Origin of the sequence: Streptomyces sp. NPDC050610 (assembly GCF_040654875.1) — a bacterium.
Lineage (GTDB): Bacteria > Actinomycetota > Actinomycetes > Streptomycetales > Streptomycetaceae > Streptomyces.
In genome coordinates this window covers 82,443-108,357 of record NZ_JBFAIV010000018.1, presented here as the reverse complement: position 1 = coordinate 108,357, position 25,915 = coordinate 82,443, and the positions used below count along the sequence as shown (strand labels likewise).

General features: G+C 73.0%; 22 protein-coding genes. 8 read left to right on the top strand and 14 right to left on the bottom strand.

Features of this window, described 5'->3' with window-relative positions; translation table 11 throughout:
• Positions 1 to 86: 86 nt before the first annotated feature.
• Both AB0I22_RS22765 and AB0I22_RS22760 read right to left on the bottom strand, forming a co-directional pair.
• The gene (locus AB0I22_RS22765; protein ID WP_363132684.1) at positions 87 to 770 is read right to left on the bottom strand and encodes a response regulator transcription factor; all 684 of its coding nucleotides are present in this window, start codon (positions 768 to 770) and stop codon (positions 87 to 89) included.
• Positions 767 to 1,981, bottom strand: coding sequence for a histidine kinase (locus tag AB0I22_RS22760; protein ID WP_363132683.1), 1,215 nt, complete (start codon positions 1,979 to 1,981; stop codon positions 767 to 769). Before AB0I22_RS22760 ends, AB0I22_RS22765 begins: the two co-directional genes overlap by 4 nt.
• A 160-nt stretch (positions 1,982 to 2,141) precedes the next feature.
• On the opposite strand from AB0I22_RS22760, the gene AB0I22_RS22755 reads away from it, so the two are divergent.
• A complete protein-coding gene (locus AB0I22_RS22755; RefSeq protein ID WP_363132682.1) occupies positions 2,142 to 2,732 on the top strand; it encodes a hypothetical protein in 591 nt (196 codons plus the stop codon).
• A gap of 6 nt (positions 2,733 to 2,738) precedes the next feature.
• Here the strand turns inward: AB0I22_RS22755 and AB0I22_RS22750 are convergent, their stop codons facing one another.
• Both AB0I22_RS22750 and AB0I22_RS22745 read right to left on the bottom strand, forming a co-directional pair.
• A complete protein-coding gene (locus tag AB0I22_RS22750) occupies positions 2,739 to 3,236 on the bottom strand; it encodes a VOC family protein (RefSeq protein ID WP_363132681.1) in 498 nt (165 codons plus the stop codon).
• A gap of 80 nt (positions 3,237 to 3,316) precedes the next feature.
• On the bottom strand, positions 3,317 to 3,889 hold the full coding sequence (locus tag AB0I22_RS22745) for a cob(I)yrinic acid a,c-diamide adenosyltransferase (protein WP_363132680.1): 573 nt from the start codon (positions 3,887 to 3,889) through the stop codon (positions 3,317 to 3,319).
• 366 nt (positions 3,890 to 4,255) lie between these two features.
• On the opposite strand from AB0I22_RS22745, the gene AB0I22_RS22740 reads away from it, so the two are divergent.
• The 3 genes from AB0I22_RS22740 (at position 4,256) to AB0I22_RS22730 (ending at position 8,346) form a co-directional block, all read left to right on the top strand.
• Complete coding sequence (locus AB0I22_RS22740) at positions 4,256 to 5,104, top strand: 3-hydroxyacyl-CoA dehydrogenase family protein (RefSeq protein WP_363132679.1); 849 nt, start codon at positions 4,256 to 4,258, stop codon at positions 5,102 to 5,104.
• Between the two features lie 149 nt (positions 5,105 to 5,253).
• Positions 5,254 to 5,577: an STAS domain-containing protein gene (locus AB0I22_RS22735; RefSeq protein ID WP_030889708.1), complete on the top strand. Its 324-nt coding sequence runs from the start codon at positions 5,254 to 5,256 to the stop codon at positions 5,575 to 5,577.
• Positions 5,578 to 5,787: 210 nt separating this feature from the next.
• Entirely contained in the window at positions 5,788 to 8,346 is a 2,559-nt protein-coding gene (locus tag AB0I22_RS22730) for an ATP-binding protein (RefSeq protein ID WP_363132678.1), read from the top strand.
• 162 nt (positions 8,347 to 8,508) lie between these two features.
• Here the strand turns inward: AB0I22_RS22730 and nucS are convergent, their stop codons facing one another.
• On the bottom strand, positions 8,509 to 9,171 hold the full coding sequence (nucS, locus tag AB0I22_RS22725) for an endonuclease NucS (RefSeq protein ID WP_030889712.1): 663 nt from the start codon (positions 9,169 to 9,171) through the stop codon (positions 8,509 to 8,511).
• 210 nt (positions 9,172 to 9,381) lie between these two features.
• Here nucS and AB0I22_RS22720 point away from each other — a divergent pair, with 210 nt between their 5' ends.
• On the top strand, positions 9,382 to 9,774 hold the full coding sequence (locus AB0I22_RS22720; RefSeq protein ID WP_363132677.1) for an SCO5389 family protein: 393 nt from the start codon (positions 9,382 to 9,384) through the stop codon (positions 9,772 to 9,774).
• A 188-nt stretch (positions 9,775 to 9,962) separates the two neighbouring features.
• On the opposite strand, the gene AB0I22_RS22715 is transcribed toward AB0I22_RS22720, so the two are convergent.
• Entirely contained in the window at positions 9,963 to 10,988 is a 1,026-nt protein-coding gene (locus tag AB0I22_RS22715; RefSeq protein ID WP_363132676.1) for an LLM class flavin-dependent oxidoreductase, read from the bottom strand.
• Between the two features lie 205 nt (positions 10,989 to 11,193).
• Here AB0I22_RS22715 and AB0I22_RS22710 point away from each other — a divergent pair, with 205 nt between their 5' ends.
• Positions 11,194 to 11,526: an ATP/GTP-binding protein gene (locus tag AB0I22_RS22710; RefSeq protein ID WP_363132675.1), complete on the top strand. Its 333-nt coding sequence runs from the start codon at positions 11,194 to 11,196 to the stop codon at positions 11,524 to 11,526.
• Between the two features lie 22 nt (positions 11,527 to 11,548).
• Here the strand turns inward: AB0I22_RS22710 and AB0I22_RS22705 are convergent, their stop codons facing one another.
• The 7 genes from AB0I22_RS22705 to mce form a co-directional block, all read right to left on the bottom strand.
• Entirely contained in the window at positions 11,549 to 12,526 is a 978-nt protein-coding gene (locus tag AB0I22_RS22705; RefSeq protein ID WP_363132674.1) for an ABC transporter permease subunit, read from the bottom strand.
• Entirely contained in the window at positions 12,523 to 13,734 is a 1,212-nt protein-coding gene (locus tag AB0I22_RS22700; RefSeq protein ID WP_363132673.1) for an ATP-binding cassette domain-containing protein, read from the bottom strand. Before AB0I22_RS22700 ends, AB0I22_RS22705 begins: the two co-directional genes overlap by 4 nt.
• Before the next feature lie 700 nt (positions 13,735 to 14,434).
• A complete protein-coding gene (locus AB0I22_RS22695) occupies positions 14,435 to 15,205 on the bottom strand; it encodes an ABC transporter permease subunit (protein ID WP_363132672.1) in 771 nt (256 codons plus the stop codon).
• 2 nt (positions 15,206 to 15,207) lie between these two features.
• The gene (locus tag AB0I22_RS22690; protein ID WP_363132671.1) at positions 15,208 to 16,281 is read right to left on the bottom strand and encodes an ATP-binding cassette domain-containing protein; all 1,074 of its coding nucleotides are present in this window, start codon (positions 16,279 to 16,281) and stop codon (positions 15,208 to 15,210) included.
• Positions 16,282 to 16,477: 196 nt separating this feature from the next.
• Positions 16,478 to 17,413 carry a cellulose-binding protein gene (locus tag AB0I22_RS22685; protein ID WP_363132670.1) on the bottom strand — a complete coding sequence of 312 codons (936 nt, stop codon included), beginning with the start codon at positions 17,411 to 17,413 and terminating at the stop codon, positions 16,478 to 16,480.
• Positions 17,414 to 17,527: 114 nt separating this feature from the next.
• Positions 17,528 to 22,102 (bottom strand): polarized growth protein Scy, encoded by a 4,575-nt coding sequence (gene scy, locus AB0I22_RS22680; protein ID WP_363132669.1) that lies wholly within the window; start codon positions 22,100 to 22,102, stop codon positions 17,528 to 17,530.
• Positions 22,103 to 22,267: 165 nt separating this feature from the next.
• The gene (gene mce / locus AB0I22_RS22675) at positions 22,268 to 22,696 is read right to left on the bottom strand and encodes a methylmalonyl-CoA epimerase (RefSeq protein ID WP_363132668.1); all 429 of its coding nucleotides are present in this window, start codon (positions 22,694 to 22,696) and stop codon (positions 22,268 to 22,270) included.
• A gap of 137 nt (positions 22,697 to 22,833) precedes the next feature.
• Here mce and AB0I22_RS22670 point away from each other — a divergent pair, with 137 nt between their 5' ends.
• Complete coding sequence (locus AB0I22_RS22670) at positions 22,834 to 24,036, top strand: acetyl-CoA C-acetyltransferase (RefSeq protein ID WP_363132667.1); 1,203 nt, start codon at positions 22,834 to 22,836, stop codon at positions 24,034 to 24,036.
• 38 nt (positions 24,037 to 24,074) lie between these two features.
• Complete coding sequence (gene meaB, locus AB0I22_RS22665; protein ID WP_363132666.1) at positions 24,075 to 25,034, top strand: methylmalonyl Co-A mutase-associated GTPase MeaB; 960 nt, start codon at positions 24,075 to 24,077, stop codon at positions 25,032 to 25,034.
• A 141-nt stretch (positions 25,035 to 25,175) separates the two neighbouring features.
• On the opposite strand, the gene AB0I22_RS22660 is transcribed toward meaB, so the two are convergent.
• Positions 25,176 to 25,901, bottom strand: coding sequence for a PepSY domain-containing protein (locus AB0I22_RS22660; protein ID WP_363132665.1), 726 nt, complete (start codon positions 25,899 to 25,901; stop codon positions 25,176 to 25,178).
• Between the last annotated feature and the right edge of the window lie 14 nt (positions 25,902 to 25,915).

The window sequence follows — 25,915 nt, the reverse complement described above, 5'->3', positions numbered from 1 at the left end:
AGAGTGCGCATGCTGAACACGCTCACCACAGTTGTGAGGGGAGAGTAAGAAGGTCTGGACCAGCGGTCAAGAGGTCTGTACCAAAGTCAAGAGGGCCGGATCAGCCCCAACTCCTGCGCCAGTACCGCCGCTTGCACCCTGCTGCGCAGTTCCAGCTTGGCGAGCAGGCGGCTGACATGCGTCTTGACCGTCGCCTCCGCCATATCGAGACGCTCCGCGATCTCCGCGTTGGAGCACCCCTCGCCCAGGCAGACGAGCACCTCGCCCTCCCGGCGGGTCAGCGCGTCCAGCACGGCCGGATCGGGCGCGTGCGGCGAGGGCGCCGGCTCCGGGCGCGCGAACTCCGCGATCAGCCGGCGGGTCACGGCCGGGGCGATCATGCCCTCGCCGCGCGCCACCGTCCGTACGGCCGCGACCAGTTCGGCCGCCTCGCTGTCCTTGAGCAGAAACCCCGCGGCACCGGCCCGCAGCGCCCCGAAGACGTACTCGTCGAGATCGAAGGTGGTCAGCACGAGGACATCCGCCAGCCGCTCCCCGGTGATCAGCCGGGTGGCCGAGACGCCGTCGAGCCGGGGCATCTGCACATCCATCAGCACGACGTCCGGGCGCAGTTCGCGGGCGAGCCGCACGGCCTCCTCGCCGTCGGCCGCCTCCCCGGCCACCTCGATGCCCGGGGCCGAGCCCAGGATGAGGACGAGCCCGGCCCGTACCGCCGACTGGTCCTCCGCGACCAGCACCCGGACCGGCCCGCTCGGGGTTTCAGCGTTCACTGCGTTCCTCTCTCGTGCAGCGGGAGCACGGCCCGTACGCGCCATGCCTTGCCGCTCTCGGTCTCGTACGCGCCGTCCGCCGGCACCGGGCCCGCCTCGAACTCCCCGTCCAGCAGGGCGACCCGCTCACGCATGCCGACCAGCCCCGCGCCCGAACCGGGCGCGCGCGGCCCGTCCCGCTCCCCGAACGGGCTGGTCACGCAGACCTCCAGCGGGCCGTCCCCGGCGCGGCCGAGGCGGACCGCCACCTCGCCGGGCGCGGCGTGCTTGAGGGCGTTGGTCAAGGACTCCTGGACGATGCGGTAGGCGGCCAGCTCCACGGGGGCCGGGAGCGGGCCCGGCGCGCGCTCGTCGAGCAGGACGAAGCGCAGGCCGGAGCCCGAGCCGTTGGCACGGGCCTGCTCGATCAGCGCGTCCAGGGCGTCCAGCCGGGGCGCGGCGGCTGGCTCCTGCTCGCCGCCCGCGTCCCGCAGCAGACCGATCAGGCGGCGCATCTCCGCCAGCCCCTGGACGCTGTTCGCCCGGATCACCGCGAGCGCGTCGGCGGCCGCCTTCGGTTCGCCTATCGACAGGGCGGCCGTGGAGTGGATGGCGATGGCCGAGAGGTGGTTGGCCACCATGTCGTGCAGCTCGCGCGCCATCCGGGCGCGCTCCGCGCCGACCGCCTCGCGCCGGTCCAGCTCTGCCAGCAGCGCGGTGCGCTCCGCCTCCAGCCGGGCCGCCCGCGCGCTGTCGCGGTAGCGCCGGATGCCGACGCCGGTCCAGGCGGGGGTGATGGTGAGCAGGGCCGCCGCGACGCCGATGAGCAGCGCCTCGGGCTTGCGCAGCAGCGCCAGCGACACCAGCGTCCCCACCACCGTGAACAGCTCGGTGCCGCGCGAGATGCGGCGCGCGGCGGCCGGCGATCCGTACAGCACGGCCGCGTACACCAGGTCGGTGAACATCACGACGGTGGCGATCAGGGTGCCGGTGCTCAGGTCGAGGGCGAGCGCGGGGACGCCGACGGCCAGCGCCGTGCGCGGGGCGGTGCGGCGCAGCAGCTCGGCCCCGGCCATCACGGCGAGCGCCACCAGCGTCAGCGGCTTGGGGAACCCGTCGATCGGCCGCCCGCCGGTCAGCCCGAGAAACCACAGCGCGAGCCCGCCGAGCAGCCCGCCGGCGGCGATGAACACGTCATGGCGGTGCGGGCGACCGGGGAGGCGGAGCGGCATGGGTCCATCACAGCACGTGGGACGGGCCGAGGGCGTCGGCGTCCGGGCGCGCGTACGGGCGGCCCGACTACATCGAAGGATGCAGCGGGGGATCGTCACGGGCGACGACGCGAACGCCCGCGGCGCAGGTGAGGCTGGAGGGGAGAGACGGGAGAGAACCATGATCGTCACACTGATCGTCGCCTGTGAAGTGGCCTTCTGGGTGCTGCTGGCCGCGGGGCTGAGCCTGCGCTATCTGGCGAAGATGCCCCGGGCGGGGCTCGCGGTGCTGCTGCTGGAGCCGGTCCTGGAACTGGTCCTGCTCGCCGTCACCGCGTTCGACCTGAAGAACGGCGCGGAGCCGGACTGGAAGCACGGCCTCGCCGCCGTGTACATCGGCTTCACGGTGGGCCTCGGCCATCAGACCATCAAGTGGGTCGACGGACACGTGGCCCACCGCTGGGCGGGCGCCCCCAAGCCCGTCAAGCCGCCGAAGTACGGCATGGCGCGCACCGTGTACGAGTGGAAGACCGCGGGCCACTGGATCCTCGCCGCCGCGGTGGCGATGGCGCTGCTCCAGGCCGCCATCTGGTACGTCGGGGATGACGGCGGCACCAGTTCGCTGCGCTCGTGGCAGCTGAAGATGGTGTGGGTGATCGGTATCAACGTGGTCATCGCGGCGAGCTACACCCTCTGGCCGAAGCGGCCGCCGGGCGGCGGCGAGGGGTCCGGCGGGGAGACGGAGCGGCCGCACTCCCTGCTCAAGCGGTGAAGGGCGTCAGCGGTCGGTGGGCGCGGAGCCCCAGCGCTGCCGCGCCCCGTCGATGTCGAGCGGCTTGCGGACGATCGGCTCCTCGTAGGACCAGGAGTCGCGGGGCGTCGGCCAGATCACCTCGATCTCGATCCCGTCTGGGTCGGTGCAGTACACCGACAGGTGCATCCCCTGGTCGAAGGTCTCCTTGACGCTGCCCGCGGCCTCCAGCCGCTGCTTGACCTCGGCCAGCTCGTCGAGGGAGCCGACCTCGAAGGCGACGTGCCGCAGGCCCGGCGGAGCGGCCTCGGGGGGTACGGCGGCGGGCGACTCGGCGCGTATCAGGCCGAGGTCGTGGTGGTTGTCCGACGCCTCCGGGGTGCGGAGGAAGACCATGAACGGGTCGGGCCCGTCCCCGGGGAGGGTATCGACCACCTTCAGCCCCAGGACGTCGCGGTAGAAGCGGGTCGAGGCCCGGATGTCGGTGACGGACAGGACGACGTGGTTCACCCGGCGGATCGTCATCAATCTCTCCTGCACATTGAGGTGGCGCGTGGCGGGCCCCGGAGCCGGGGCCCTTCGGCTGGTGCGTGCTCCGGCGGCCGTCAGCGCTCGCCGCCCGGGACCCACAGGACGTCCCCGACCGCCTTGTTGGCCGACCGCGCCAGGATGAACAGCAGGTCGGAGAGGCGGTTGAGATACGTGGCGGTCAGCGGGTTCATGATGTCGCCGTGCACCTCCAGCGCCGCCCACGTGGAGCGCTCCGCGCGCCGGACGACGGTGCACGCCTGGTGCAGCAGGGCCGCGCCCGCCGTGCCGCCCGGCAGGATGAAGCTGCGCAGCTTCTCCAGCTCGGCCAGGAAGCGGTCGCAGTCGGCCTCCAGCTTGTCGACGTAGGACTGCTCGACGCGGAGCGGCGGGAACTCGGGCTCCTCGACGACCGGGGTGGACAGGTCGGCGCCCACGTCGAAGAGGTCGTTCTGGACCCGTACGAGCACCTTCACGACCTCCTCGGGCAGCTGCCCGAGCGCGACCGCCACCCCGATCGCGGCGTTCGCCTCGTTCGCGTCGGCGTACGCCGCGATGCGGGTGTCGGTCTTCACGGTGCGGCTCATGTCGCCGAGGGCGGTGGTGCCGTCGTCGCCGGTGCGGGTGTAGATGCGCGTCAGATTGACCATGTGTACGAGCCTAAGCGGGCTCGGGGGAGCGCGGTGCGTTTCCGCGTCGTTCGGTGCGTGCTCCCGGCGTGCCGCACTGAGGCCCTCGTACTGGACGTACTTGGGCCTCGGGGCGGTGCGGCGAGAGTGCGTGCCGGGCGGCGTGGGGACGTGCCAGTGCTTCCCCGAGCCCGCTTGGCTACGCGGCGGGACTTTGTGTGCGGCGCGTCACGGCAGGGTCCGGCCCGCCCAGCTCAGCGGACGGACCGTCAACTACGCGGCCGATATGCGGCGAAGAACACACAGTGACGCGCACCTCACACTGCTGCCACGAAGGGTGAACGGGCGTTAAGGTCCGGCAAACAGCGTCGAGGAGAGGTGTGTGTCGTGGCGAAGAAGCTCGCCGTCATCGGGGCCGGACTGATGGGCTCCGGCATCGCCCAGGTCTCCGCCCAGGCCGGGTGGGACGTCGTCCTGCGCGATGTGACCGACGCGGCGCTGACGCGCGGCACGGACGCCATCAAGGCGTCGTACGACCGGTTCGTCGCCAAGGGCAAGCTGGACGCCGGCGCCGCCGGGGCCGCGCTCGGCCGCATCGCCACCACCACCGACCTCGACGGGGCGGCAGACGCCGACATCGTCGTCGAGGCCGTCTTCGAGAACATCGACACCAAGCGGGAGATCTTCCGCACCCTCGACGGACTGGTCGGGGACGAGACCGTGCTCGCCTCCAACACCTCCGCCATCCCGATCACCAAGATCGCGGCCGCCACGCGCCGCCCGGAGCGGGTCGTCGGCACCCACTTCTTCTCACCCGTGCCCATGATGCAGTTGTGCGAGCTCGTCCGGGGGTACAAGACCAGTGACGAAACCCTCGCCACCGCGCGGGAGTTCGCCGAGGGAGTCGGCAAGACCTGCATCGTCGTCAACCGCGACGTCGCGGGGTTCGTGACCACCCGCCTCATCTCGGCCCTGGTCGTCGAGGCGGCGAAGCTGTACGAGTCCGGGGTGGCCACCGCGGAGGACATCGACGTCGCCTGCAAGCTGGGCTTCGGGCACGCGATGGGCCCGCTGGCCACCGCCGACCTCACGGGCGTCGACATCCTGCTGCACGCGGCGGACAACATCTACACGGAGTCCCAGGACGAGAAGTTCGCACCGCCGGAGATCATGCGCCGCATGGTCGACGCGGGGGACATCGGCCGCAAGAGCGGCCAGGGGTTCTATCAGCACTGAGAGGCGGTTGTGCGGACCATCCACATCGGGATCACCCTGAGGAGTGAATTCGGTATCGGTTCGCTTACAGACGGCAACTTCGCGGCATGAGAGGCAGTCAGTTCTGTAGACACGGAGGCAACATCACGTACCGGATCCGGGGAGCGCATATGCATATCAGGGGCGATCACGCCGAGCTGGTCGTCGGGGGCCGCCTCGACGTCCGCAGCGCGGCGGACGCCCGTACGGCCCTGCACGCCGCCGTCGACTCCGGCCGCGGCGATCTGGTCCTGGACCTGACCGAGCTCGACTCCTGGGACGCCACCGGGCTCGGCGTCATCATGGGCGCGCACCGGCGCGCGGGGCGCACGGGCCGGCGGCTCGTGCTGCGCGGGGTGCCGCCGCAGATGCAGCGACTCCTGGTCGCCACCCGGCTGCACCGCATCCTCGCCATCGAGGGCGGCATCGAGGCGGAGTCGCTGCCGCGCGTCTGACGCCGCCGCGGCCGGCCGATCCGCACAGGACTGTGACCTCCCGCGCGGCGCGACACCCCTCAGGTGCGGGGATACTGTGGGAAGGTTTAGGGTTCGGTGTCCCCGCCGCGTTCCGAAAGCCTACGGCGGGCACCGGACCAGAAGCGACGGCGAGCGTGCGGACAGGCCGGGAGGGCAATACGGCACGCCACGCATCTGGGGGGCTTGACCATGGACCCGATGGACCGGGGACCGGAAGACCACGAGGGCCGCGACGGCGACGAGCGCCGCGACGGCCGCACACCGACGGACGGCGCCGCCTCGCAGCCGCCGGCCCACGAGCGGAGCACGCCCGGCTCCGGCGGCGACGCGCCGGCGCCCGCCCGTACCGTACAGCTCATCGCCGGCGACTACCTGCTCACGATCAACCCCGTGGACGGCAGCGAGATCGAGGTCTGCCCGCCCGCCGAGCGACCCGGCCGCCCGGACAAGCACCTGCCCGAGGAGCGCGCCGAGCTCCGCCGGGCGGCGGCCCCGCCGCCCCTCGCCGGGACCGCCGGGTCCGAACTGCCCTTCCTGGGCCGCGACGAGGAGCGCGAGCGGCTCGTGCGGCTGCTGGGCCGCGGCCGGTCCGTACGGCTCACCGGGCCGCCCGGCGCGGGCCGCACCGCCCTCCTCGACGCCGTCGCCGAGGACTGCGCGACCCTCGCGCCCGACGGCGTCGTACGCCTCTCCGGCTACCGCCGCACCTCCACCGACCTCCTGCACGACCTCTTCGCCGCCGTCCACCGCGCCCCGCTGCACCGCCCCGACCGCGACCGGCTGCTCTCCCTGGTGGGCGACATCGGCGCCGTCGTGGTCCTCGACGACCTCGAATTCGGCGGCGCCGCGCTCGACGACCTCCTCGACGCGACCCCCGAGTGCGCCTTCCTCATCGCGGCCACCCCCGACGTCGCCGCCCCCTCCGACGACTCGCACCTCGAAGAGGTCTTCCTCGGCGGGCTCGGCCGCGACGCCTGGCTGGAGCTGCTGGCGCGGGCCGTGCGCCGGCCCCCGGCCGCGGACGAGGCGGGCTGGGCGGCGGACCTGTGGTTCGAGTCCGAGGGGCTGCCGCTGCGGTACGTACAGGCCGGGGCGCTGCTGCGGCAGCGCGACGAACTGCGCGCGGACCGCGGCGCCTTCGACGATTACGGCGTCTTCGCGGAGCGGCCCGTCGACGCGCCGTTCGACGCGGGCGACATCCCGCTGCCCGCCACGGCCGAGGCCGCCGCGCCCGCCGCGCTGATCGCGTCCGGCGTCAGCGAAGCGGGCCGCGACACCCTGCGCTTCGCCGTGGCGCTCGGCGGCGAACTCCCGCACCAGGCGCACCTCCCCGCGCTCGTCGGGGACGCCCACGCCGACGCCGCCCTCGGCGAGCTGATCGCCTGCGGGCTCGTCACCCCCGCCGGGGCCCACTACCGGCTGGCGGGCGGCGTCCTGGCCCAGCTCCAGGCCGCCGGGTACGGCACCGACACGGCCACCCACGCGCAGCTCGCGGCCCAGCACTACGCCTGGTGGGCCGGGCACCCCTCGGTCACCCCCGAGCGCACCGCGGTCGAGTCCGACGCGATCCTCGCCGCGATGGGCGTCCTCGTGGCCAGCCGGGAGGCCGGGCACCCGGCCGCGGCCGTGCTGTTGGCCCGTACGGCGGCGCCCGCGTTCGCCGCGGCGCTGCACTGGAGCGCCTGGGAGCGCAGCCTGCGGTACGGGCAGGAGGCCGCCCGGATCGCCGGCGAGGTCGCCGAAGAGGCGTACTTCCACCACGAGTTGGGCATCCTCGCGCTCTGCACCGACAACCTCGACCGGGCCCGCGCCGAGCTGGAGGCGTCCATCGGGCTGCGCGGCGTGCTCGCCGACCGGCGCGGCACGGTCGCGGGCCGCAGGGCGCTCGCCCTGGTCGCGGACCGCTCCGGGCGGCCCGCCGGGGGCCCGCCGCCCGACGGGTACACGCCCGCGGGGGAGGAGGTGCCGGCCGCGCGGTCCGAGGAGTCGGCGTCGCCGCCCGGCGGCGTCACCGCGCCGCTCGCCGCCGCGAACCCCGACGACAGCACGACGACGATCATCACCCGGCTCGCCGCCGACGGGGGAGCGGGCGCGGCCATGGCCGCGGGCCCGCCGCCGCCCCCGGCGCGCAAGACGGTCTTCGGCGGCGCCCGGCGCAACCTGGTCGCGGCGGGCGCGGGCGCGCTGCTCGTGGCTGTGCTGGGCACCGTGGTCACCCTCGGCGCCACCTCCGGCGGCGACAACGACCCCTCCGACAAGGTCAAGCCGGACCAGTCGGCGTCCCAGCAGGACGGCGACGACGGCCTGACCGCCGACCGGCCGGGCGGCGGCCGGAGCAGCCCCGGCGGGCTGCCGGGAAAGCCGGGCACCGCAGGGGCGGCCGGGCCGACGACCAGCCCGAGCGGCCCCTCCCAGTCGCCGGGCGCCTCGGACAGCGCTTCGCCCGACGACCCGACCGGGAGCGGGGAGCCGTCGCACACGCCGTCCTCCCCGTCGAAGCCGACGGACCAGCCCACCGAGCCGACCCACCGCCCGACGCAGCAGCCCACGACCCCGACGCACACCCCGACGCACAAGCCCACGACGACGCCGACGAGCCCGGACCCGACCGTGCCGACGACGCCCGAGTCCCCGCCGACCGGCCCGACGTCGAGTCAGACGGTGACGCAGTCGGCCTCCCAGTCGGTGCCCGAGGCGTCGGGGACCGGGCCGGTCACCGGGGCTCCCGCCGGGTCGAGGACCGCGTAAAGGGCCTGCCACCCGGATCGGCCCTGCTCCGGCCCGTACGCGGTGTGACGGAAGCGGAAGCGGAAGCGGAACGGGCCGTACGGGAGATCCCCGTACGGCCCGTAACACTCACGGCTCGGTCTGAAAAGAGCGGATAGTACTCAGAAGAGGACCAGAAGAAGCTCAGAAGAGGCGGAGCTTGTCGTCCTCGATGCCGCGCAGCGCGTCGTAGTCCAGCACCACGCAGCCGATACCGCGGTCCGTGGCCAGTACCCGCGCCTGGGGCTTGATCTCCTGGGCCGCGAAGATGCCCTTGACCGGCGCGAGGTGCGGGTCCCGGTTGAGGAGTTCGAGGTAGCGCGTGAGCTGCTCGACGCCGTCGATCTCGCCGCGCCGCTTGAGCTCCACGGCCACCGTCGCGCCGTCCGCGTCCCGGCAGAGGATGTCCACGGGGCCGATGGCGGTGGGGTATTCGCGCCGGATCAACGTCCAGCCCTCGCCAAGTGTCTCGATCCGATCGGCGAGGAGCTCCTGCAGATGTGCTTCCACGCCGTCTTTGATGAGCCCCGGATCGACGCCCAGTTCGTGCGAGGAGTCGTGCAGAACCTCCTCCATGGTGATGATGAGCTTCTCGCCCGCCTTGTTCACCACGGTCCACACATCGCCGTCGCCCTCCTTGAGCGTGCAGGGCGGCGACATCCAGTTGAGGGGCTTGTAGGCCCTGTCGTCAGCGTGGATGGAGACACTGCCGTCGGCTTTCACGAGGATGAGACGCGGTGCCGAGGGGAGATGGGCGGTGAGCCGGCCCGCGTAGTCCACGGAGCAACGGGCAATGACGAGACGCATGGTCGGTCACGCTACTCGACGCCGGGCCGTCCACGCGATTCGCCCCGGATGAACCCAAACGGCGATGGCCGGTTGTATGCGCATTCTCCTGGTGCGGCGGCAGTGGCCGAATTACCGTTGAAGAGGGCGGTCGCCGTTCAGGCACTCTCCGTTGTCGACCGTCCGCCCATCCCTTAGACCCCGCTCAACGGGGTCGCGAGAGGAGAAACCATGTCGCTCGACGTCTCACCGGCCCTCCTCGAACAGGCCGAGCGAGGCGAGGTCGACGAAGCCGAATTCGTCGACTGCGTCCGGACCTCCCTGCCCTACGCATGGGAGATGGTCAGCTCCCTGGTGGCCCAGCTCAAGGTCGACGGCGGCGAGTTCGCCGACAACCAGACGCCTCCTCCGAACGAGCAGGCGCGCGGTCAACTGCTGCGCGCGCTGGCGAGTGACGCGATCCGCGGTGCGCTCCAGCGGCACTTCGGGGTCCGCCTGGCGTTCCAGAACTGCCACCGGGTCGCGGTCTTCCCGCTCGACCCGGCGGTCGACGACCGCCTCGCCCGCTTCACCTCGATCAGGGGCCAGCTGCTGAACCAGTCTCCGGAGCTTCGGGACTGCTGATGTGACTCGGCCGCCGCCCCGTATGCGGGAGGTGCGTTCACTTTACGGGGCGGCGGCACCCCCGCCGAAGACCTACGAGACCGGCGGCATCCCGGCCGACAGCCTGCCGGGACGCCGACGGCGCGGCCGCCCGCCAGGGCGGCGGCGTCCGGCCGGCCGCTCGCGGAGCCGGCGGCGCTCCGGCCCGGTCAGCCGAGCAGCGGGAGCACCTCGGCGCCGAGCCGGCGGACGTTCTCCTCCGTCGCCGCCAGATCCCCGGAGCCCTCCGTCAGGAGGGCGAACCGCCGGATTCCGGTGCGCTCGGCCGAGGCCGCCAGACGGTCCGCGCACAGCCGCGGCGGGCCGACCGGGTGCAGGCCGCACAGCAGCTCCGTATAGGCCATCGGATCGCGCATAGGGCGCTTCTGCCCGTGGACCGTGACGTGGGCCCCCAGCCCCTGGCGCAGCCAGCCGGGCATCGACTTCTTCAGGGTCTCCGCCGCCGCGCCGGGCTCGTCCGCGATCTGCGCGACTCCGGCCGATACGTGCTCGGCCGCCGCGACCTCCTCGGGAGAGCGGCCCGCGGCGAGGGCGTGGTCCCGCCACAGGGCCACCATCGCCGCCTTCTCGTCGTCCCCGCAGTGCATGCCCAGCAGCATGGGCAGGCCCCGCTCGGCCGCGAGCCGGGCCGTGTTCGGCGAGGTGCAGGCGACGATCACGGGCGGCTGGGCGAGCTCCGGCAGCTCGTCGGCGCGCGGCACGACATCGACCTCGCGGAACGCGTACCGCTCTCCGGACGCCCCTACTCTCGGCTCGCGCAGCCAGCGCGTCAGCAATTCGAGGGATTCCGGGAAGCCCGACTCGTACGCGCCGAGCCCCGATCCGAAGACCTCCAGATCCACCCACGGCCCGCCGCGCCCCACCCCGAGGGTGAACCGGCCGCCGGAGACGAGGTGCAGCAGCGCCGCCTGCTCGCCCAGGGCGACGGGGTGCGCGGTCGGCAGCACGCTGACGGCGGTGCCGACGCCGATCCGGCGGGTACGGCCGAGCAGCAGCCCGGCGAGGGTGACGGCGGACGGGCAGACGCCGTACGGGACGAAGTGGTGTTCGGCGACCCAGACGGCGTCCAGCCCGGCCTCCTCGGCGACTTCCGCCGTCCGTACGGCGCGGTGCAGCGCCTCTCCCTGGCCCTGGCCGGGGAACTGCGCTGCCAGGACGAAAGCTCCAACGCGCATCGCTCTTACGCCTCCTAGCGACCGACGCGACATCCCCCTGTAGGCAACAACGTGTGACACGTGCCAAGGGCACGGCTTCGCATAAACTTTCATGATGATCAGAGGGGGACCAGGGGAGCGGCTGCCTTACGTGTACCCGGGGCGGTGACCCTGACGCGTAATCTGGTGACGCCCCGTAGCTCTCCAGATCCCCATGAGGTGTTCCGTGTCCCCGCGCCGAAACCGCCCGCGAGGCGGCGCCGACAAACCCGCCGCGCGAGATGAGGGCGGCGCCCCCAGTGAGCGCTACGGACTGGAGCGCTCGGAGGACTGGCGGGGCGAGGCGTGGATCGTGCGCATGGTCGGCGGCGGCGCCGCGGCCAAGCACTACCGCTGCCCCGGCTGCGACCAGGAGATCCCGCCCGGCGTTCCGCACCTCGTCGCCTGGCCCGACCACGGCGGCGTGGAGGACCGGCGGCACTGGCACAAGGCGTGCTGGAACGCGCGGGACCGCCGGAGCGCGCGGCTCCAGCGGTCCCGTAACGCGCCGCGGTACTGACCGCGGCAGGATCTTCTCCGCGCTATACGTCGCGCTTGGACATGGCGGCGTAGGCGCCGGCCATCACGACCGCCGTCACCCCCAGCATGATCCACAGCGGAGTCCAGCCGGTCGGGCCGTCGTCCCCCATCGAGGTGCCGTAGAAGCCGCCGAGCTGGCTGGGGATCGAGTACAGGAAGAGGAACTCGCGGACCTTCTCCAGGCTCTCCGCGAACATGAACAGGCCCAGCACCAGCGGCAGCAGCACCACGCCGAGCATGACCGTGACGGCCCCCGCGGAGTGCCGCAGCAGGGTGCCGACGGCCATCGCCAGCAGGCCCAGGGTCGCGACGTAGAGGCTCACGCCGACCGTCGCCCGCAGCCAGTCGCCGGTCGTCGAGTTGTCGTCGGTGACGCTGCCGCCGAGCAGCGCGGAGTGCAGCAGCGCGACGAGCGTGGTGGTGACGAGGGTGATCACGAACGCCACCGCGAAGAAGATCATGCCCTTCGCGGCGAGCACCCGCCCCCGGCTCGGGCAGGCGGTCAGCGTCGTACGGATCATCCCGGTGCCGTACTCCGAGGTCATCGTGAGCGCGCCCAGTGTGATCACGCACATCGAGCCGAGCAGCACGCCGAAGAAGCCGAAGCTCGGCAGCGGGGTGGGGGTCTTGCCGCTCTGGGAGCCGACGGCCACCGCGACGAGCAGGCCGATGCCGAGGACGAGGGCGACCATCACGCCGAGCGTCCACATCGTGGACCGCACCGACCTGATCTTGGTCCACTCGGAGGCGAGGGCGTCGCCGAGGTTCGCCTGGCGCACGGGGATGGGCGAGGCGTAGCCGTAGAGCCGGCCCTGGCCCGCCTGCTGATACTGACCCTGGCCGTACGCGCCGCCCTGCCACTGCTGCGGCGGGCCGCCGTGCCCGTACGGCTGCGCGGGGGGCTGCTGCGGGGCGTTCGCGTGGGGCCCCTGCGGCGGCACGGGCTCCTGGGGGGCCTGCTGCTGGTTCGGGGTCGTCATCGGGCGTCCTTGTTATCGCGGTCGTCGCGGTCGTCGCGCTTGTTCAGGTCGGCGGGAGCGGCGGCGGCCTGCGGGGCCGCGGCGGGCGGCGCCTGCGGAGGCTGCTGCGGCACGTGCTGCTGCGCCGCGTACGGATTGGGCTGCGCGCCGGGCTGTCCGTACCCGCTGGGCTGCCCGTACCCGCCGGGCTGCGCAGCGCCGGGGCCCTGCGCGCCCCAGCTGTCGGCCGGGTTGTAGCCGACCGGCGTGTACCCGGCCGGCACCTGCTGATGCAGGCCGATCCGCTGGTCCGCCGTGGAGCGGTAGTCGACGGAGCCCTGCGTGAGGCGCATGTACGCCTCCTCCAGCGACGCCTGGTGCGGCGAGAGCTCCCACAGCCGTACGTCCGCCCCGTGCGCGACATCGCTGATCCGCGGCAGCGGCAGCCCGGTGACCCGCAGCCCGCCGTCCTGCTCGGGCAGCACCTGGCCGCCGGCCTCGATGAGCGCGCCCGTGAGCTTCTCGCGCAGCTCGGGCTCCGTGTCCGGGGTGCGGACGCGCGCGAAGTCCGCCGAGTTCTGCGAGATGAAGTCCTTGACGCTCATGTCGGACAGCAGCTGGCCGCGGCCGATGACGATCAGGTGCTCCGCGGTGAGAGCCATCTCACTCATCAGGTGGCTGGAGACGAAGACCGTGCGACCCTCGGCGGCCAGCGACTTCATCAGGTTCCGGACCCACAGGATGCCCTCCGGGTCCAGACCGTTGACGGGCTCGTCGAACAGCAGCACCTGCGGATCGCCGAGCAGCGCCGCCGCGATGCCGAGCCGCTGTCCCATGCCGAGCGAGAACCCCTTGGACCGGCGCCGGGCGACGTCCTGGAGGCCGACGACCCCCAGCACCTCGTCCACGCGGCGCGCGGGGATGCCGGAGAGCTGGGCGAGGCACAGCAGGTGCTGACGGGCGCTGCGCCCGCCGTGCACCGCCTTGGCGTCGAGCAGGGCGCCGACCTGGCGCGGGGCGTTGGGCAGCTCGCGGAAGGGGTGGCCGCCGACGGTGACGTGCCCGGAGGTCGGCTGGTCCAGACCGAGGATCATGCGCATGGTCGTCGACTTGCCGGAGCCGTTGGGCCCCAGGAACCCGGTGACGGTTCCCGGCCGCACCTGGAACGACAGGTTGTACACGGCCGTCTTGGCGCCGTAGCGCTTCGTCAGGCCGGCTGCCTCGATCATTCTCCGCCCCTCACGAGATGGTCGGGGCGCGCGCCCCCGTAAGCGTTAGGAGGATAACCACGCGTTGACGGTTCCCGTTAAACAAGAACTCAGCGGGCCCGGGACGGGAGACCCCGCGGGGGCGCGGGGAACTGCGCGACCGGCCACGACGCTCCTGCACCCGGCGCACTGGATCGCACTCGGCGGATCGTCTACGCGTAGTGCGGGGAAGCCCAGCGGGCCGTGCCCCGTAGGGGCGCGGGGAACTGCGCGACCGACCACGACGCTCCCGCACCCGACGCACCGGATCGCACCCGGCGGATCGTCTACGCGTCGCGCGGAGGCGCGGGGGAAGCCCCGCACGGTGTGGCCGTGCCCCGCAGGGGCGCGGGGAACTGCGCGACCAGCCACAACGCTCCCGCACCCGACGCACGGGGCCAGCCCCGGCGAGGCCCGGCAGGGCCCGCCGGAGCCAGTACGCACCCGCAGGCGCGTACCTACCGAACCCAGCAGAGCGCCTACGCGTAGCGCGGGGGCGGGGCGTGGCCCCGCACGGTGTGGCCGTGCCCCGTAGGGGCGCGGGGAACTGCGCGACCAGCCACGACGCTCCCGCACCCGACGCACGGGGCCGGCCCCCGGCGAGGCCCGGCAAGGCCCGGCAGGGCCCGCCGGAGCCAGTACGCACCCGCAGGCGCGTACCTACCGACCCCCAGCGAAGCGCCTAGGCATCGCGCCGCTTCAGCGACAGATAGCCGAAGAACAGCGCCGCCACCACCCACAGCACCATGATCGCGAAACCGCCCCACGGCCCGTACGGCGCGTCGTCGCTGTTCGGGACCACTTGCATGATCTTCCCGCCCGCCTGGTCCGGGAAGTACTGGCCGACCTTCTTGGTGGCGGAGACGCTGCCGAGGATGTTGGTGACCAGGAAGAAGAACGGCATCAGGACGCCCAGTGACAGCACCGGGCTGCGCAGTACCGCCGTGATGCCCATCGAGAACATCGTGATGAGCGTCATGTAGAGCCCGCCGCCGATCACCGCTCGCAGCACGCCTGGATCGCCGAGGGTCGCCTTGTGGTCGCCCAGCATCGCCTGGCCGATGAAGAAGGTCAGGAACGACGTCACCATGGCGACGATCAGCGCGAGCAGCGTGGCGATGGCGACCTTGCCGAAGAGGAACGTGCCGCGCTGCGGTACGGCCGCCAGGGAGGTGCGGATCATGCCGGTGCTGTACTCGTTGGAGACGACCAGCACGCCGAAGACGATCATCGCGAGCTGGCCGAGGCCCATGCCCGCGAAGCTGGTGAGCGTCGGGTCGAAGGTGAGCCGGTCCTCTGTGGACAGGTTGTCGAAGCTGTTCTTGGACACGGCGCTGATGAGCGCGCCGAGCGCGATCGTCACCACGGCGGCCAGGCCCAGCGTCCACGCCGTGGACCGCACCGATTTGATCTTGGTCCATTCCGACCGCAGGACCTGTTGCGCCACCGCCATCGTCAGGAGCCCTTCTTCCGGTTCTTGCGGTTCTGCTGACCCTGCTGCCAGTCCGCGCCCCACCCCGCCGCCGGCGCGCCGCCGGTCTCTCCAGGCCCGACGGACCCGCCGGGCCCCATGGGCCCGACCGGCCCGACCGGCCCCGCCGTCTCCGCCGCGAGCCCGGTCGACGAGGAGTGCGCGTGGTACTCCACCGACCCGGCGGTCAGCTGCATGAAGGCCTCTTCCAGGGACGCCTGCTGCGGGCTCAGCTCGTGCAGGACGAGCCGGTGCTCGGCAGCCAGCTCGCCGAGCGCGGAGGCGGCCACGCCGTCCACTTCCAGATGGCCGCCCGAGACGGTCACCGCGGTGATTCCGGCGCCCGCCAGTACATCGCGCAGCCGCTCGTGTTCGGGCGAACTGATTCGTACGTATGAACGAGAATTCTCGCGAATGAAGTCGGCCATCGATGTGTCGGCCATCAACCGCCCCTGGCCGATGACCACCAAATGTTCCGCGGTGAGCGCCATTTCACTCATCAAGTGGCTGGAGACGAAGACCGTACGGCCCTGGGCGGCCAGAGACTTCATCAAATTGCGAATCCAGTGGATGCCCTCGGGATCGAGCCCATTGACCGGCTCGTCGAACATCAGGATCTCCGGGTCGCCCAACAGCGCGCCCGCGATCCCCAGCCGCTGTCCCATGCCGAGTGAGAAACCTTTGGAGCGCTTCTTGGCCACTCCGGACAGCCCGACCATTTCCAGCACCTCGCCGACCCGGGCGGCGGGGATGCCATTGCTCTGCGCCAGGCACAGGAGATGGCTGTACGCGGTCCGGCCGCCGTGCATCGCCTTCGCGTCGAGCAGCGCGCCGATGGACCGCAGCGGGTCCGTCAGCTGCCGGTAGTGCCTGCCGTCGATCCGTACGCTGCCGCTGGTCGGGTTGTCCAGATCCAGCATCATCCGCATCGTCGTGGACTTCCCCGCGCCGTTGGGTCCCAGGAAGCCGGTGACCATCCCTGGCCGTACGGTGAACGTGAGATCGTCCACGGCGAGCTTGTCGCCGTATCGCTTGCTCAGCCCCTCAAGCTCGATCATGCGGCCACGCTAAGGGGGTATGCGGGCCTCCGCCACCCCTGACCGGATACGGGCCGACGAGCGCGCCATACAGGCCACACACGCCCCAGAGAACCCAGAGAACCCAGAGAACACAGAAGAGCGCCCCCGCCACCGCCTCACGGGCGGAGCGGGGGCGCTCCTTGTCGCACCGGCCGGGCGCGGGCCCGGCCCGGCGTCAGCGGGTCTGCTGCGCCGGGACGCCGCGCGAGGCCTCGTCGTCGCCGGGCGTGCCGGCCGCGGCCACCGCGGCGCCGGTCAGCGTCGCGAGCATCTCGCGGACGTTGGTCAGCTGGGCGTTGATGGAGTCGCGGCGGTTGGTGAGCGCCGCCAGCTCCCGCTCCGATTCGCTGCGGATACGGTCCGCCTTGGCGTTCGCGTCGGCCACGATGTCCTCGGCCTGGCGCTGCGCGGTCTCCACCGTCTGACGGGCCCGGCGCTCCGCGTCCGTACGCAGCTTCTCCGCCTCCAGGCGCAGTTGCTCGGCGCGGTGCTCGATCTCCGCGAGCCGCTTCTCCGCCTTGGCCTGACGCGACGCCAGGTCGCGCTCGGACTGCTCGCGGCGCTTGGCCAGATTCGTCTCGAAGTCGGCGGCGGCCTGGGCGGCCTTGGCGCGGGTCTCCTCGAAGAGGGAGTCCGCCTCCTCGCGCTTGGACTGCGCGTCCTTCTGCGCCTCGGCGCGCAGTGTGGAGGCGTCGCTCTTCGCCTTGTCGACGATACGGGCGCCCTCGTCCTCCGCCTTGGACTTCCGCTCGGCGGCGAACGCCTCGGCGTCGTTGCGGACTTGCTGGGCGGAGGACTCGGCCAGCTCACGGTGCTGCTCGGCGGCGCGGCGGGCCTCCTCGCGCAGATCCTTGGCCTCTTCCTCGGCCAGCCGAAGGATCTTCTCGACGCGCGCGCCGAGCCCGGCGTAGGACGGCTCCGCGTCGTTGACCTGGGCCTGGGCGTTCTGCGTTTCGAGGTGCAGCTCCTCGATCCGCTTTTCCAGAGAGGTGATTCGGGCCAGTGCACTGTCACGGTCGGCGACGAGCTTGGTAATGCGGTCGTCCACCTGGCCGCGGTCGTATCCACGCCGCACGAGCTCGAAGCCGAAGGGGGAGGAAGTGTCGCTCATGGGGTTCCTGTCGAAAGAGACCGGTGAGGTGATAGAGGGAATCCTAGGGGTGCGAACGGCGTGTCATCGAGTCAACGTCCGATTGGTCTGGAGAATGTCCCCTCATTCGAGTGGCTAGTTATCGGATTGCTTGCCACTCGTACGGGTGGAACCGGCTCCGGCCGCCGCCTTGACCCCGCCGCTGTCCTTACCCCCGGCGGCGGTGGGCGACTCGAATGACTCCAACGCCTCCAACACGTCCTGGACGCGGGAAATCTCTGTATTGATGTCCTTGCGGCGACGTACCAGCACCTCCAGTTCCTGTTTGCCCTCGTCGACGATCCGCTGGGCCTCCGCGGTGGCCTCGGAGCGCATGCGCTCCGCCTCCCGGATCGAATCGGCCTTCTTCTGCTCGGCCTCCTTGAGCAGCCCCTCCGCCTTGCGCACCGCGGCGATACGGACCTTGCTCGCCTCGCTGCCGGCGTCCGAGACCAGCTTCTCCGCCTTCTCCTTGGCCTCCGCGAGCTGTTCCGTCGCGGCCGCCACCAGCTTGTCGCAGCGCTCGCCCGCCGACTGCATCGCCTCGGACGCCTCGCGCCGGGCCCGGTCGTGCAGCTCCTCGACCTCGCCCTCGATCCGGGTCCGCAGCTCCTCCGCCCGGTCCCTTATGGCCGTCGCGTCCCCGCGCGCCTCGGCCAGCAGCGTGTCCGCGTCCGTACGGGCCTGCTCGACCCGCGCGTTGCCCTCGCCGGTGGCCTCCGCGACGATCCGCTCGGCCTCCTTGCGGGCCGCGCCGACCATCGTGTCGGCCTGCTCCTCGGCGGCCGTCGCCGCCCGCACGGCCTCTTCCTGGGCCTTGGCGACCAGCTGGTCCGCCTGCTGGGCCGCGTCGTTGCGGCGCTTGGACGCCTCCTGGCGCGCCTCGTCCAGGGCCTCCTGCGCCTGCGCCCGCGCCTCGGCGCGCAACCGCTCCGCCTCCGCCTCGGCGTCCGCCTTGACCTGCTCGGACTCGGCGCGGGTACGGGTCGCGTGCTCCTGCGCGGAGGTGACGGTCTCGGCGGCCTCGGCGCGCAGCCGGTCCGCTTCCTTCGTCGCCTCGGCGATCAGCGCGTCGGCCTGCTCGGCCGCCTCGCTCCGGCGCACGCCCGCCGCCTCGCGGGCCTCGTCGAGCGTGCGGGCCGCCTCGCTCTGCGCGCTCTCCAGCGCCTCGGCCGCGTCCGCGCCCAGCTTCTCCGACTTCGCCGTGGCGTCGGTCACCAGCACCTCGGCCTCGGTCAGCGCCTCCGACATCAGCCGGTCGGCCTGCTCCGCGGCCTCCGAGCGGCGGGCGTTCGCCGCCTCCCGCGCCTCGTCGAGGACGCGGTCCGCGTCCTCCTGCGCCGAAGAGGTCAGCTCCGTGGCCTCGTTGATGATGCGCTCGGCTTCGGCGCGGCCCTCCGCACGTACCTTCTCCGCCTGCTGGGCGGCGTCGGCGCGCATCTTGTTCGCGTCGTCGCGGGCCTCGGCGCGGGTCCGGTTCGCGTCCTGCTCCGAGGAGGCCAGCGCGTCCGAGGCGTCCGTACGCAGCTGCTGGGCCTTGGCGGAGGCGTCCGACACCATCCGCTCGGCCCGCGCCGTGGCGTCCGCGACCAACTTCTCCGCGTGCGCGGCGGCTTCCGTCCGATGCGTCTCGGCGGCCTCGCGCGCCTCGTCGAGCGTCGTCGTGGCCTCGGCGCGCAGCCGCTCGGCCTCCGCCGTGGCGTCCTCGACCAACTGATCGGCGTACGCGGTGGCTTGCGCGCGGTGCTCCTCCGCGGCCTCGCGGGCCTCGCCGAGCGTCGTCGCGGCCTCGGCGCGCAGCCGCTCCGCCTCCGCCGTCGCCTCCGCGACCAGCGCCTCGGCCTGCCCGGCCGCCTCCGTACGCCGGGCGTCGCCGGCCTCGCGCGCCTCGTCCAGCAGCCGCTCCGCCTCCGTACGGGCCTGCTCGACGGTCTCGGCGGCCGCCGCGCGCTGCTGCTCGGCCTCCTCCGTCGCCATCGCCATCAGCTCGTCGGCCTGCTCCGCGGCCTCCGAGCGGCGGGTGTTCGCCGCCTCCCGGGCCTCGTCCAGCACCGAGTTCGCCTCGGCGGCCAGCCGCTCGGCCTCGGCCGTGGCCTCCGCGACCGTCTGCTCCGCCGCGGCCTTGGCGGCCTCGGCGGCCTCCTTCGCCTCCTGGCGGACCCGCGCGGCGTCCTCGGCCGCCCGCTCCCGCTCGGCGTACGCGTCGGAGCGGACCCGGTCCGCCTCCTCCTGCGCCTCCGTGCGGGTGCGCTCCGCACTGTGCTCGGCGGCCGAACGCAGCCCGGTGATCTCCTCCTCGGCCTGCTCGTGCAGGCCCGCGACGGCGTCCCGCACCTGCTGGGCGGTCTGCTCCGCGGCGGCGACCAGCTCGCTCGCCCGCTGCTCGGCCTCCGCCGACAGCCGCTGCGCCTCCTCCTGCGCCTCCGTGACCCGCTTACGGGCCGAGGCGAGCAGCTCCTCGCTCTGCTCGTGGGCCTGTTCGCGCTCGGCCTGGGCCTCGGAGCGGGCGTCGCCGAGCAGTTCCTCGGCCTCCCGGCGGCGGCGCGCCGCCTCCTCCTGAGCCGCCGTCAGCGCCTCGGCGGCCTCCGCCTCCGTGCGCTCGGCCGCGGCGTTCGCCTCGGCGCGCACCCGGTCGGCGGCCTCCTTGGCCTCCGCGCGCAGCCGCTCCGCCTCGGCGGTCGCCCGCTCCCGCAGCCGTACGGCCGCGGCCTCGCCCTCGGAACGGGCGCCCGCCGCCTCCTCGACCGCCTCGGCGCGTACCCGCTCCGCCTCGGTCTCCGCCTGCTGCTGGAGCGTGCGCAGCCGGTCCGCGGACTCCGTGCGCAGCCGCTCCGTCTCCTCCGACGCCTCCCGGCGCAGCCGCTTCGCCTCGGCACGGGCCTCGTCCAGCGCGGACTCCGCCGCCTCGACCCGCGTCGCGGCCTCCTCGCGCAGCCGCGTCAGCTCCGCCTCGGCCTCCTCGCGCAGCGCCTCGGCGCCCCGCTCGGCCTCCTCGCGCAACTGGCGGGCCGTCTCCTCGGCCTCGGTGCGCGTCAGTTCGGCCTGGCTCTCGGCCTCGGTACGCGTCTCCTCGGCCTCCGTACGGGCCTTCTCGACGCTGTCCTCGGCCTGCTTGCGCAGCGCCGCCGCGCGCTCGGCCGCCTCGGTCCGTACCCGCTCGCTCTCGGCGTTCGCGCCGCCGCGGGTCTCCTCCGCGTCGGACTTGGCCTTCGTCAGCAGCTCCTCGGCGGTACTGGCCGCCTCCTCGATCTGCTGGACCGCCTCGCGCCGGGCCTCGGTGCGCAGCCGCTCGCCCTCGGCGACGGCCTCCGCGCGCAGCTGCTCGGCCTCCCCGCGCAGCCGCCGGGCCTCCTCCTGGAGCTCGACGGTCTTGGCGCGGTACTCCTTCGTGTCGTCCTTCGCCGCGCCCTTGAGCTGCTCCGCGGACTCGGCGGCCTGCTCGCGCAGCCGATCGGACTCCGCCTCGGCCTCCCGGCGGATGCGCTCCGCCTCGGCCGCGGCGGACTTGGTGGTGGCCTGCGCGTCCTCGGACGCCTTGGTCAGCACCTCCTCGGCCTGCCGCGCGGCCTTCGCGAGCTGCGCCGCGGAGTCCTCGGCGGCGGCGCTGCGGGCGTTCTCGGCGGCCTCGGCGACCAGCCGCTCCGCCTTCGCCCGGGCGTCGTCCCGCTCCTGCTCGGCCTCGGCCCGCAGCGCCTCGGCCTCCTTGGTGGCCTCGCCGACCAGCCGGGCGATCTCCGCCTTGGCGGTGCGGGTGCGCTGCTCGTTCTCCGACTCGGCGCCGGCCAGCCGCTTGGCCGCGGCCTCCTTCGCCTCCGTGACCAGCTTCTCCGACTCGGCCCGCGCCTCGCGCAGCGCCGTCTCGGCCTCCTGCATGCGCGTCTCGGCGTCCCGCGTCAGCTCCGCGGACTGCCGGCGGGCCTGCTCGGACTCGCCGGCGGCGCCGGTGCGCAGCTGCTCGGCGTGGTCGGTGGCCTCCTGCGCCTGCGTGGAGGCGGCGGTCAGCAGCCGCTCGGCGTCCGCACGGGCCCGCCGCAGTATGGCCTCGGCCTCGGCACGGGCGTCCTCGGCGGCGGAGTTGAGCCGCTCCCGGGCGCGCTCGGTCAGCCGCTGCGCCTCCGCGTGGGCGGTGGCGACCGCCTGCTCGGCCTCGGCCCGCGACTCGTCCAGCAGCCGGCGGGCCTGGCCCTCGGTGCGGGCGCGCAACTGCTCGGCCCAGGCCACGTTCTCGTTCACATGCGACTCGACGGTGCGACGGCGCTCCGCCAGCTCCTCGTCGAGCCGCTGGCGGCGGGCCACGGCCTCGGCGTGCAGCTCGGATTCGAGCCGGGCCTGCCGCTCGGCGTGCTCCTGGAGCAGCCGCTGCGTCTGCGCACGCGCCTCGCGCACCTCGCGCTCGGCGTCCGTACGCAGCTGATCGGCCTGGATCTGCGCGTTGCGGAGCAGCTGATCGGCCTGGTAGCCGAGGTCGCCGCTGTCGTAGGCAGGGCGTGCCGCGAGGCTGCGGCGCGCCTCGTGCAGCTTGGCGCGCAACACCTCGACCTGATAGCCGAGGTCGTCGGCGTGCTGAACGGCCTTCTCCCGCTCGGTTCGCAGCCGCTTCATCTCGGCTTCGAACTTCGAGAGGTGGTCTTCAGGCTCGTAGCGGTCGTCGCCCCGCACTGCGCGGTCCATCCGTCCCCTGGTCGCGTTGGCGGCCTGCTCCGTCCTGCGTGCTGGATCGAACGCGGAGCCGGCCCTTCCGAGGAAATGGTGTCAGATCATCGGCAAAGCTTGGGCCGAGCCCCAGATCCCGTACCCCGGCCGAACCTGCACTCTACCGGCCGGGGATGGCAGAGGTCAGTGCTCCGTCGCCGCGGTGACGAGTTCGGTGAGGACTCCGTGGCAGTCCTTGGGGTGGAGGAAGGTGATGCGGGAGCCCATCGAGCCCCGCCGCGGCTCGTCGTAGAGGACCCGTACGCCCTTCTCGCGCACGGCATCCGCGTCCGCGTCCACGTCCTCGGTGCCGAAGGCGATGTGATGCACGCCCTCGCCGTTCTTGGCGAGCCACTTGCCGACCGCGCTGTCCTCGCGGATCGGTTCCAGGAGCTGGAGGTAGGAGGCGCCGCCGTCGGACGTCCCATTGATTTTCAGCATGGCCTCGCGCACGCCCTGTTCCTCGTTGACCTCGGTGTGGAACACCTCGAAGCCGTACGTGGCACGGTAGAACTCGACGGTCGCGTCGAGGTCGGAGCAGGCGATCCCGATGTGGTCGATTCGCGTCAGCATGCCTCCAGTGCACCGCTCGCACGCATGGTTACGCAACGTGCGCGCGATCACACCCGCTGCCCGGTGACCGGGCGGGTACCGCTCAGTACATTGACGGGAACCCTCGTTAACATCCCTCAGCGCTAAGGGGCCGCACCATGACTGGTACGACCGGCACCACCTCTGTGATCGTCGCGGGCGCCCGCACACCCATGGGCCGCCTGCTCGGCTCCCTGCGGTCCTTCTCCGGAGCCGACCTCGGCGGCATCGCGATCAAGGCCGCCCTCGACCGGGCCGGCATCGGCGGCGACCAGGTGCAGTACGTGATCATGGGGCAGGTGCTCCAGGCGGGCGCCGGGCAGATCCCCGCCCGGCAGGCGGCCGTCGCGGCCGGCATCCCGCTGAGCGTGCCCGCGCTCACCGTCAACAAGGTCTGCCTCTCCGGACTCGACTCCATCGCCCTCGCCGACCAGCTGATCCGCGCGGGCGAGTTCGACATCGTCGTGGCCGGCGGCCAGGAGTCGATGACCAACGCCCCGCACCTGCTCCCGAAGTCCCGTGAGGGCTACAAGTACGGCGCCGTGGAGATGCTCGACTCCATGGCGCTCGACGGCCTGACCGACGCCTACGAAGGCATCGCGATGGGCGAGTCCACGGAGAAGCACAACACCCGCCTCGGCATCGGCCGGGCCGAGCAGGACGAGATCGGCGCCCGCTCGCACCAGCGGGCCGCGGCGGCCCAGAAGAACGGCCTCTTCGAGGCGGAGATCACGCCCGTCGAGATCCCGCAGCGCAAGGGCGAACCGGTCATCTTCGCCAAGGACGAGGGCATCCGCGGCGAGACCACCGTCGAATCGCTCGGCAAGCTGCGCCCCGCCTTCGCGAAGGACGGCACGATCACCGCGGGCACCGCCTCGCAGATCTCCGACGGCGCGGCGGCCGTCGTCGTGATGAGCAGGGCCAAGGCCGACGAGCTGGGCCTGGAGTGGATCGCGGAGATCGGCGCGCACGGCAACGTCGCCGGCCCCGACAACTCCCTCCAGTCGCAGCCCTCCAACGCGATCGAGCACGCCCTCGGCAAGGAGGGGCTGGACGTCGCCGACCTCGACCTCGTCGAGATCAACGAGGCGTTCGCCGCCGTCGCCGTGCAGTCAATGAACGACCTCGGAATCTCCTCGGAAAAGGTGAACGTCAACGGCGGGGCCATCGCCCTCGGTCACCCCATCGGGATGTCCGGGGCCCGGCTCGTACTCCACCTGGCGCTGGAGCTGAAGCGGCGCGGCGGCGGGGTGGGCGCCGCGGCGCTGTGCGGCGGCGGCGGTCAGGGCGACGCGCTCATCGTGCGCGTACCGGGTAAGTGACCAGCGGAAACTAGCGAGCACCGGAGAACGGAGCAGTGATGGCGGACGTCCCCACCCTGGTCGAGCAGGCCCGCCAGGGCCGGCCGCGCGCCGTGGCCCGGCTGATCTCACTGGTGGAGGGGGCGTCCCCGCAGCTCCGCGAGGTGATGGCCGCACTGGCCCCGCTGACCGGCGGCGCGTACGTCGTGGGGCTGACCGGACCGCCCGGCGTCGGCAAGTCCACCTCGACGTCCGCACTGGTCAGCGCCTACCGCCGGGCGGGCAGGCGGGTGGGCGTGCTCGCCGTCGACCCGTCCTCGCCGTTCTCCGGCGGCGCGCTCCTCGGCGACCGGGTGCGGATGTCGGAGCACGCCTCCGACCCCGGCGTGTACATCCGCTCGATGGCCACCCGCGGCCACCTCGGCGGGCTGGCCTGGGCCGCGCCGCAGGCGATCCGGGTGCTGGACGCGGCCGGCTGCGACGTGGTGCTCGTCGAGACCGTCGGCGTCGGCCAGTCCGAGGTGGAGATCGCCGCGCAGGCCGACACCTCCGTGGTGCTGCTGGCCCCCGGCATGGGCGACGGCATCCAGGCCGCCAAGGCCGGAATCCTGGAGATCGGCGACGTCTACGTGGTCAACAAGGCCGACCGCGACGGCGCCGACGCCACCGCCCGCGAGCTCAACCACATGCTGGGCCTGGGCGAGTCCCGCGCCCCCGGCGACTGGCGGCCGCCCATCGTCAAGACGGTGGCCGCGCGCGGCGAGGGCACCGACGAGGTCGTCGAGGCGCTGGAGAAGCACCGCGCGTGGATGGAGGAGCACGGGGCCCTCGCGGAGCGGCGCGCCCGGCGCGCCGCCCGCGAGGTCGAGACGATCGCCGTCACCGCGCTGCGGGAGAGGATCGGGGACCTGCGGGGGGACCGGCGGCTGGGCGCGCTGGCCGAGCGCATCGTCACGGGGACGCTCGACCCGTACACGGCGGCCGACGAACTGGTCGCGGGCATCACCGAGTCCGGCTGACGGGACTGACGGGGCTTACAGACCGGTCACCGGGGTCCCGCCGAGCGGACTCGCGGATGTCCGGTGCGCCGCGGCGTCCCGCGAGGGGCACGGGGACCGCGGCGGGCCCGCGGGCGGCGCACCGGACCTCCGGCGGAGCGCTCAGTCGTCGTCGGAGTCATCGGAGTAGTCGGAGTCATCGGAGTGGTCGTCATCGGCCGGGCCGTTGCTCACGGCGCCCGTCCGCGGGTCGACGATCAGGTTGTGCTCCTTGCCGTCCTTGGTGACGGTCTCCACCTTCCACACCGACGCGGCGCGGTGGTCGTCGTCGAGGTCCGCCTTCGTCACCGTCGCCCCGTCGCGCGCGCCCTTGCGGGCCGCCTCGGCGGCGTCGACCGTGGCGCCCTTCAGCTCCTCACGGGCGTGGGACACGCCGTGGTAGCCGTTGTCCTTGCGCTCGGTGTGCTGGCCGAGGACCCGGCCGTTCCCGGCGTCGAGGGTGACGTCGTGGAACTTGCCGTCCTTGCCGAGCACGTCCGCCTCCCAGACCAGGCCCGGGTCGTCCTCGTCGAGGTCGATCTCCGTGACGGTGCCCGGTACGGCCTTGAGGGCCGCGGCCACCGCCTCCGGGGCGGTGATCTTGGCGGCCCTGGCCTCGATGAGGTCCTCGTGCGCGTCGTCGTCCTTCACGTGGACGCTCGACGTGTGCCCCGTGGACCCGTCCGAGGAGTGCTCGTCCTGCGACGACTGTCCGCCGTCCGAGGCCGGCCGGCTCTGCGACGTGTGCTGGGCCGGTCCGTCGCCGCCGGTGACGGCGACGGCCGTCGCGGTGCCGCCGGCGATCACGGCGGCCGCGGCCACGGTGGCGATGACGATGTTGCGCCTCATGAGGTTTCCTCCCG

Excerpts from the sequence above, each read along its gene's own strand:
- AB0I22_RS22750 (WP_363132681.1), bottom strand. The coding sequence starts at position 3,236 with ATGACGATCCGCCGGGTGAACCACGTCGTCCTGTCCGTCACCGACATC.
- AB0I22_RS22700 (WP_363132673.1), bottom strand. The coding sequence starts at position 13,734 with ATGATCGAGGCAGCCGGCCTGACGAAGCGCTACGGCGCCAAGACGGCC.
- AB0I22_RS22705 (WP_363132674.1), bottom strand. The coding sequence starts at position 12,526 with ATGACGACCCCGAACCAGCAGCAGGCCCCCCAGGAGCCCGTGCCGCCG.
- AB0I22_RS22715 (WP_363132676.1), bottom strand. The coding sequence starts at position 10,988 with ATGCGCGTTGGAGCTTTCGTCCTGGCAGCGCAGTTCCCCGGCCAGGGC.
- meaB (WP_363132666.1), top strand. The coding sequence starts at position 24,075 with ATGGCGGACGTCCCCACCCTGGTCGAGCAGGCCCGCCAGGGCCGGCCG.
- AB0I22_RS22690 (WP_363132671.1), bottom strand. The coding sequence starts at position 16,281 with ATGATCGAGCTTGAGGGGCTGAGCAAGCGATACGGCGACAAGCTCGCC.
- AB0I22_RS22760 (WP_363132683.1), bottom strand. The coding sequence starts at position 1,981 with ATGCCGCTCCGCCTCCCCGGTCGCCCGCACCGCCATGACGTGTTCATC.
- AB0I22_RS22730 (WP_363132678.1), top strand. The coding sequence starts at position 5,788 with ATGGACCCGATGGACCGGGGACCGGAAGACCACGAGGGCCGCGACGGC.
- scy (WP_363132669.1), bottom strand. The coding sequence starts at position 22,102 with ATGGACCGCGCAGTGCGGGGCGACGACCGCTACGAGCCTGAAGACCAC.
- AB0I22_RS22745 (WP_363132680.1), bottom strand. The coding sequence starts at position 3,889 with ATGGTCAATCTGACGCGCATCTACACCCGCACCGGCGACGACGGCACC.
- nucS (WP_030889712.1), bottom strand. The coding sequence starts at position 9,171 with ATGCGTCTCGTCATTGCCCGTTGCTCCGTGGACTACGCGGGCCGGCTC.
- mce (WP_363132668.1), bottom strand. The coding sequence starts at position 22,696 with ATGCTGACGCGAATCGACCACATCGGGATCGCCTGCTCCGACCTCGAC.
- AB0I22_RS22670 (WP_363132667.1), top strand. The coding sequence starts at position 22,834 with ATGACTGGTACGACCGGCACCACCTCTGTGATCGTCGCGGGCGCCCGC.
- AB0I22_RS22660 (WP_363132665.1), bottom strand. The coding sequence starts at position 25,901 with ATGAGGCGCAACATCGTCATCGCCACCGTGGCCGCGGCCGCCGTGATC.
- AB0I22_RS22720 (WP_363132677.1), top strand. The coding sequence starts at position 9,382 with ATGTCGCTCGACGTCTCACCGGCCCTCCTCGAACAGGCCGAGCGAGGC.
- AB0I22_RS22755 (WP_363132682.1), top strand. The coding sequence starts at position 2,142 with ATGATCGTCACACTGATCGTCGCCTGTGAAGTGGCCTTCTGGGTGCTG.
- AB0I22_RS22685 (WP_363132670.1), bottom strand. The coding sequence starts at position 17,413 with ATGAGCGACACTTCCTCCCCCTTCGGCTTCGAGCTCGTGCGGCGTGGA.
- AB0I22_RS22735 (WP_030889708.1), top strand. The coding sequence starts at position 5,254 with ATGCATATCAGGGGCGATCACGCCGAGCTGGTCGTCGGGGGCCGCCTC.
- AB0I22_RS22695 (WP_363132672.1), bottom strand. The coding sequence starts at position 15,205 with ATGGCGGTGGCGCAACAGGTCCTGCGGTCGGAATGGACCAAGATCAAA.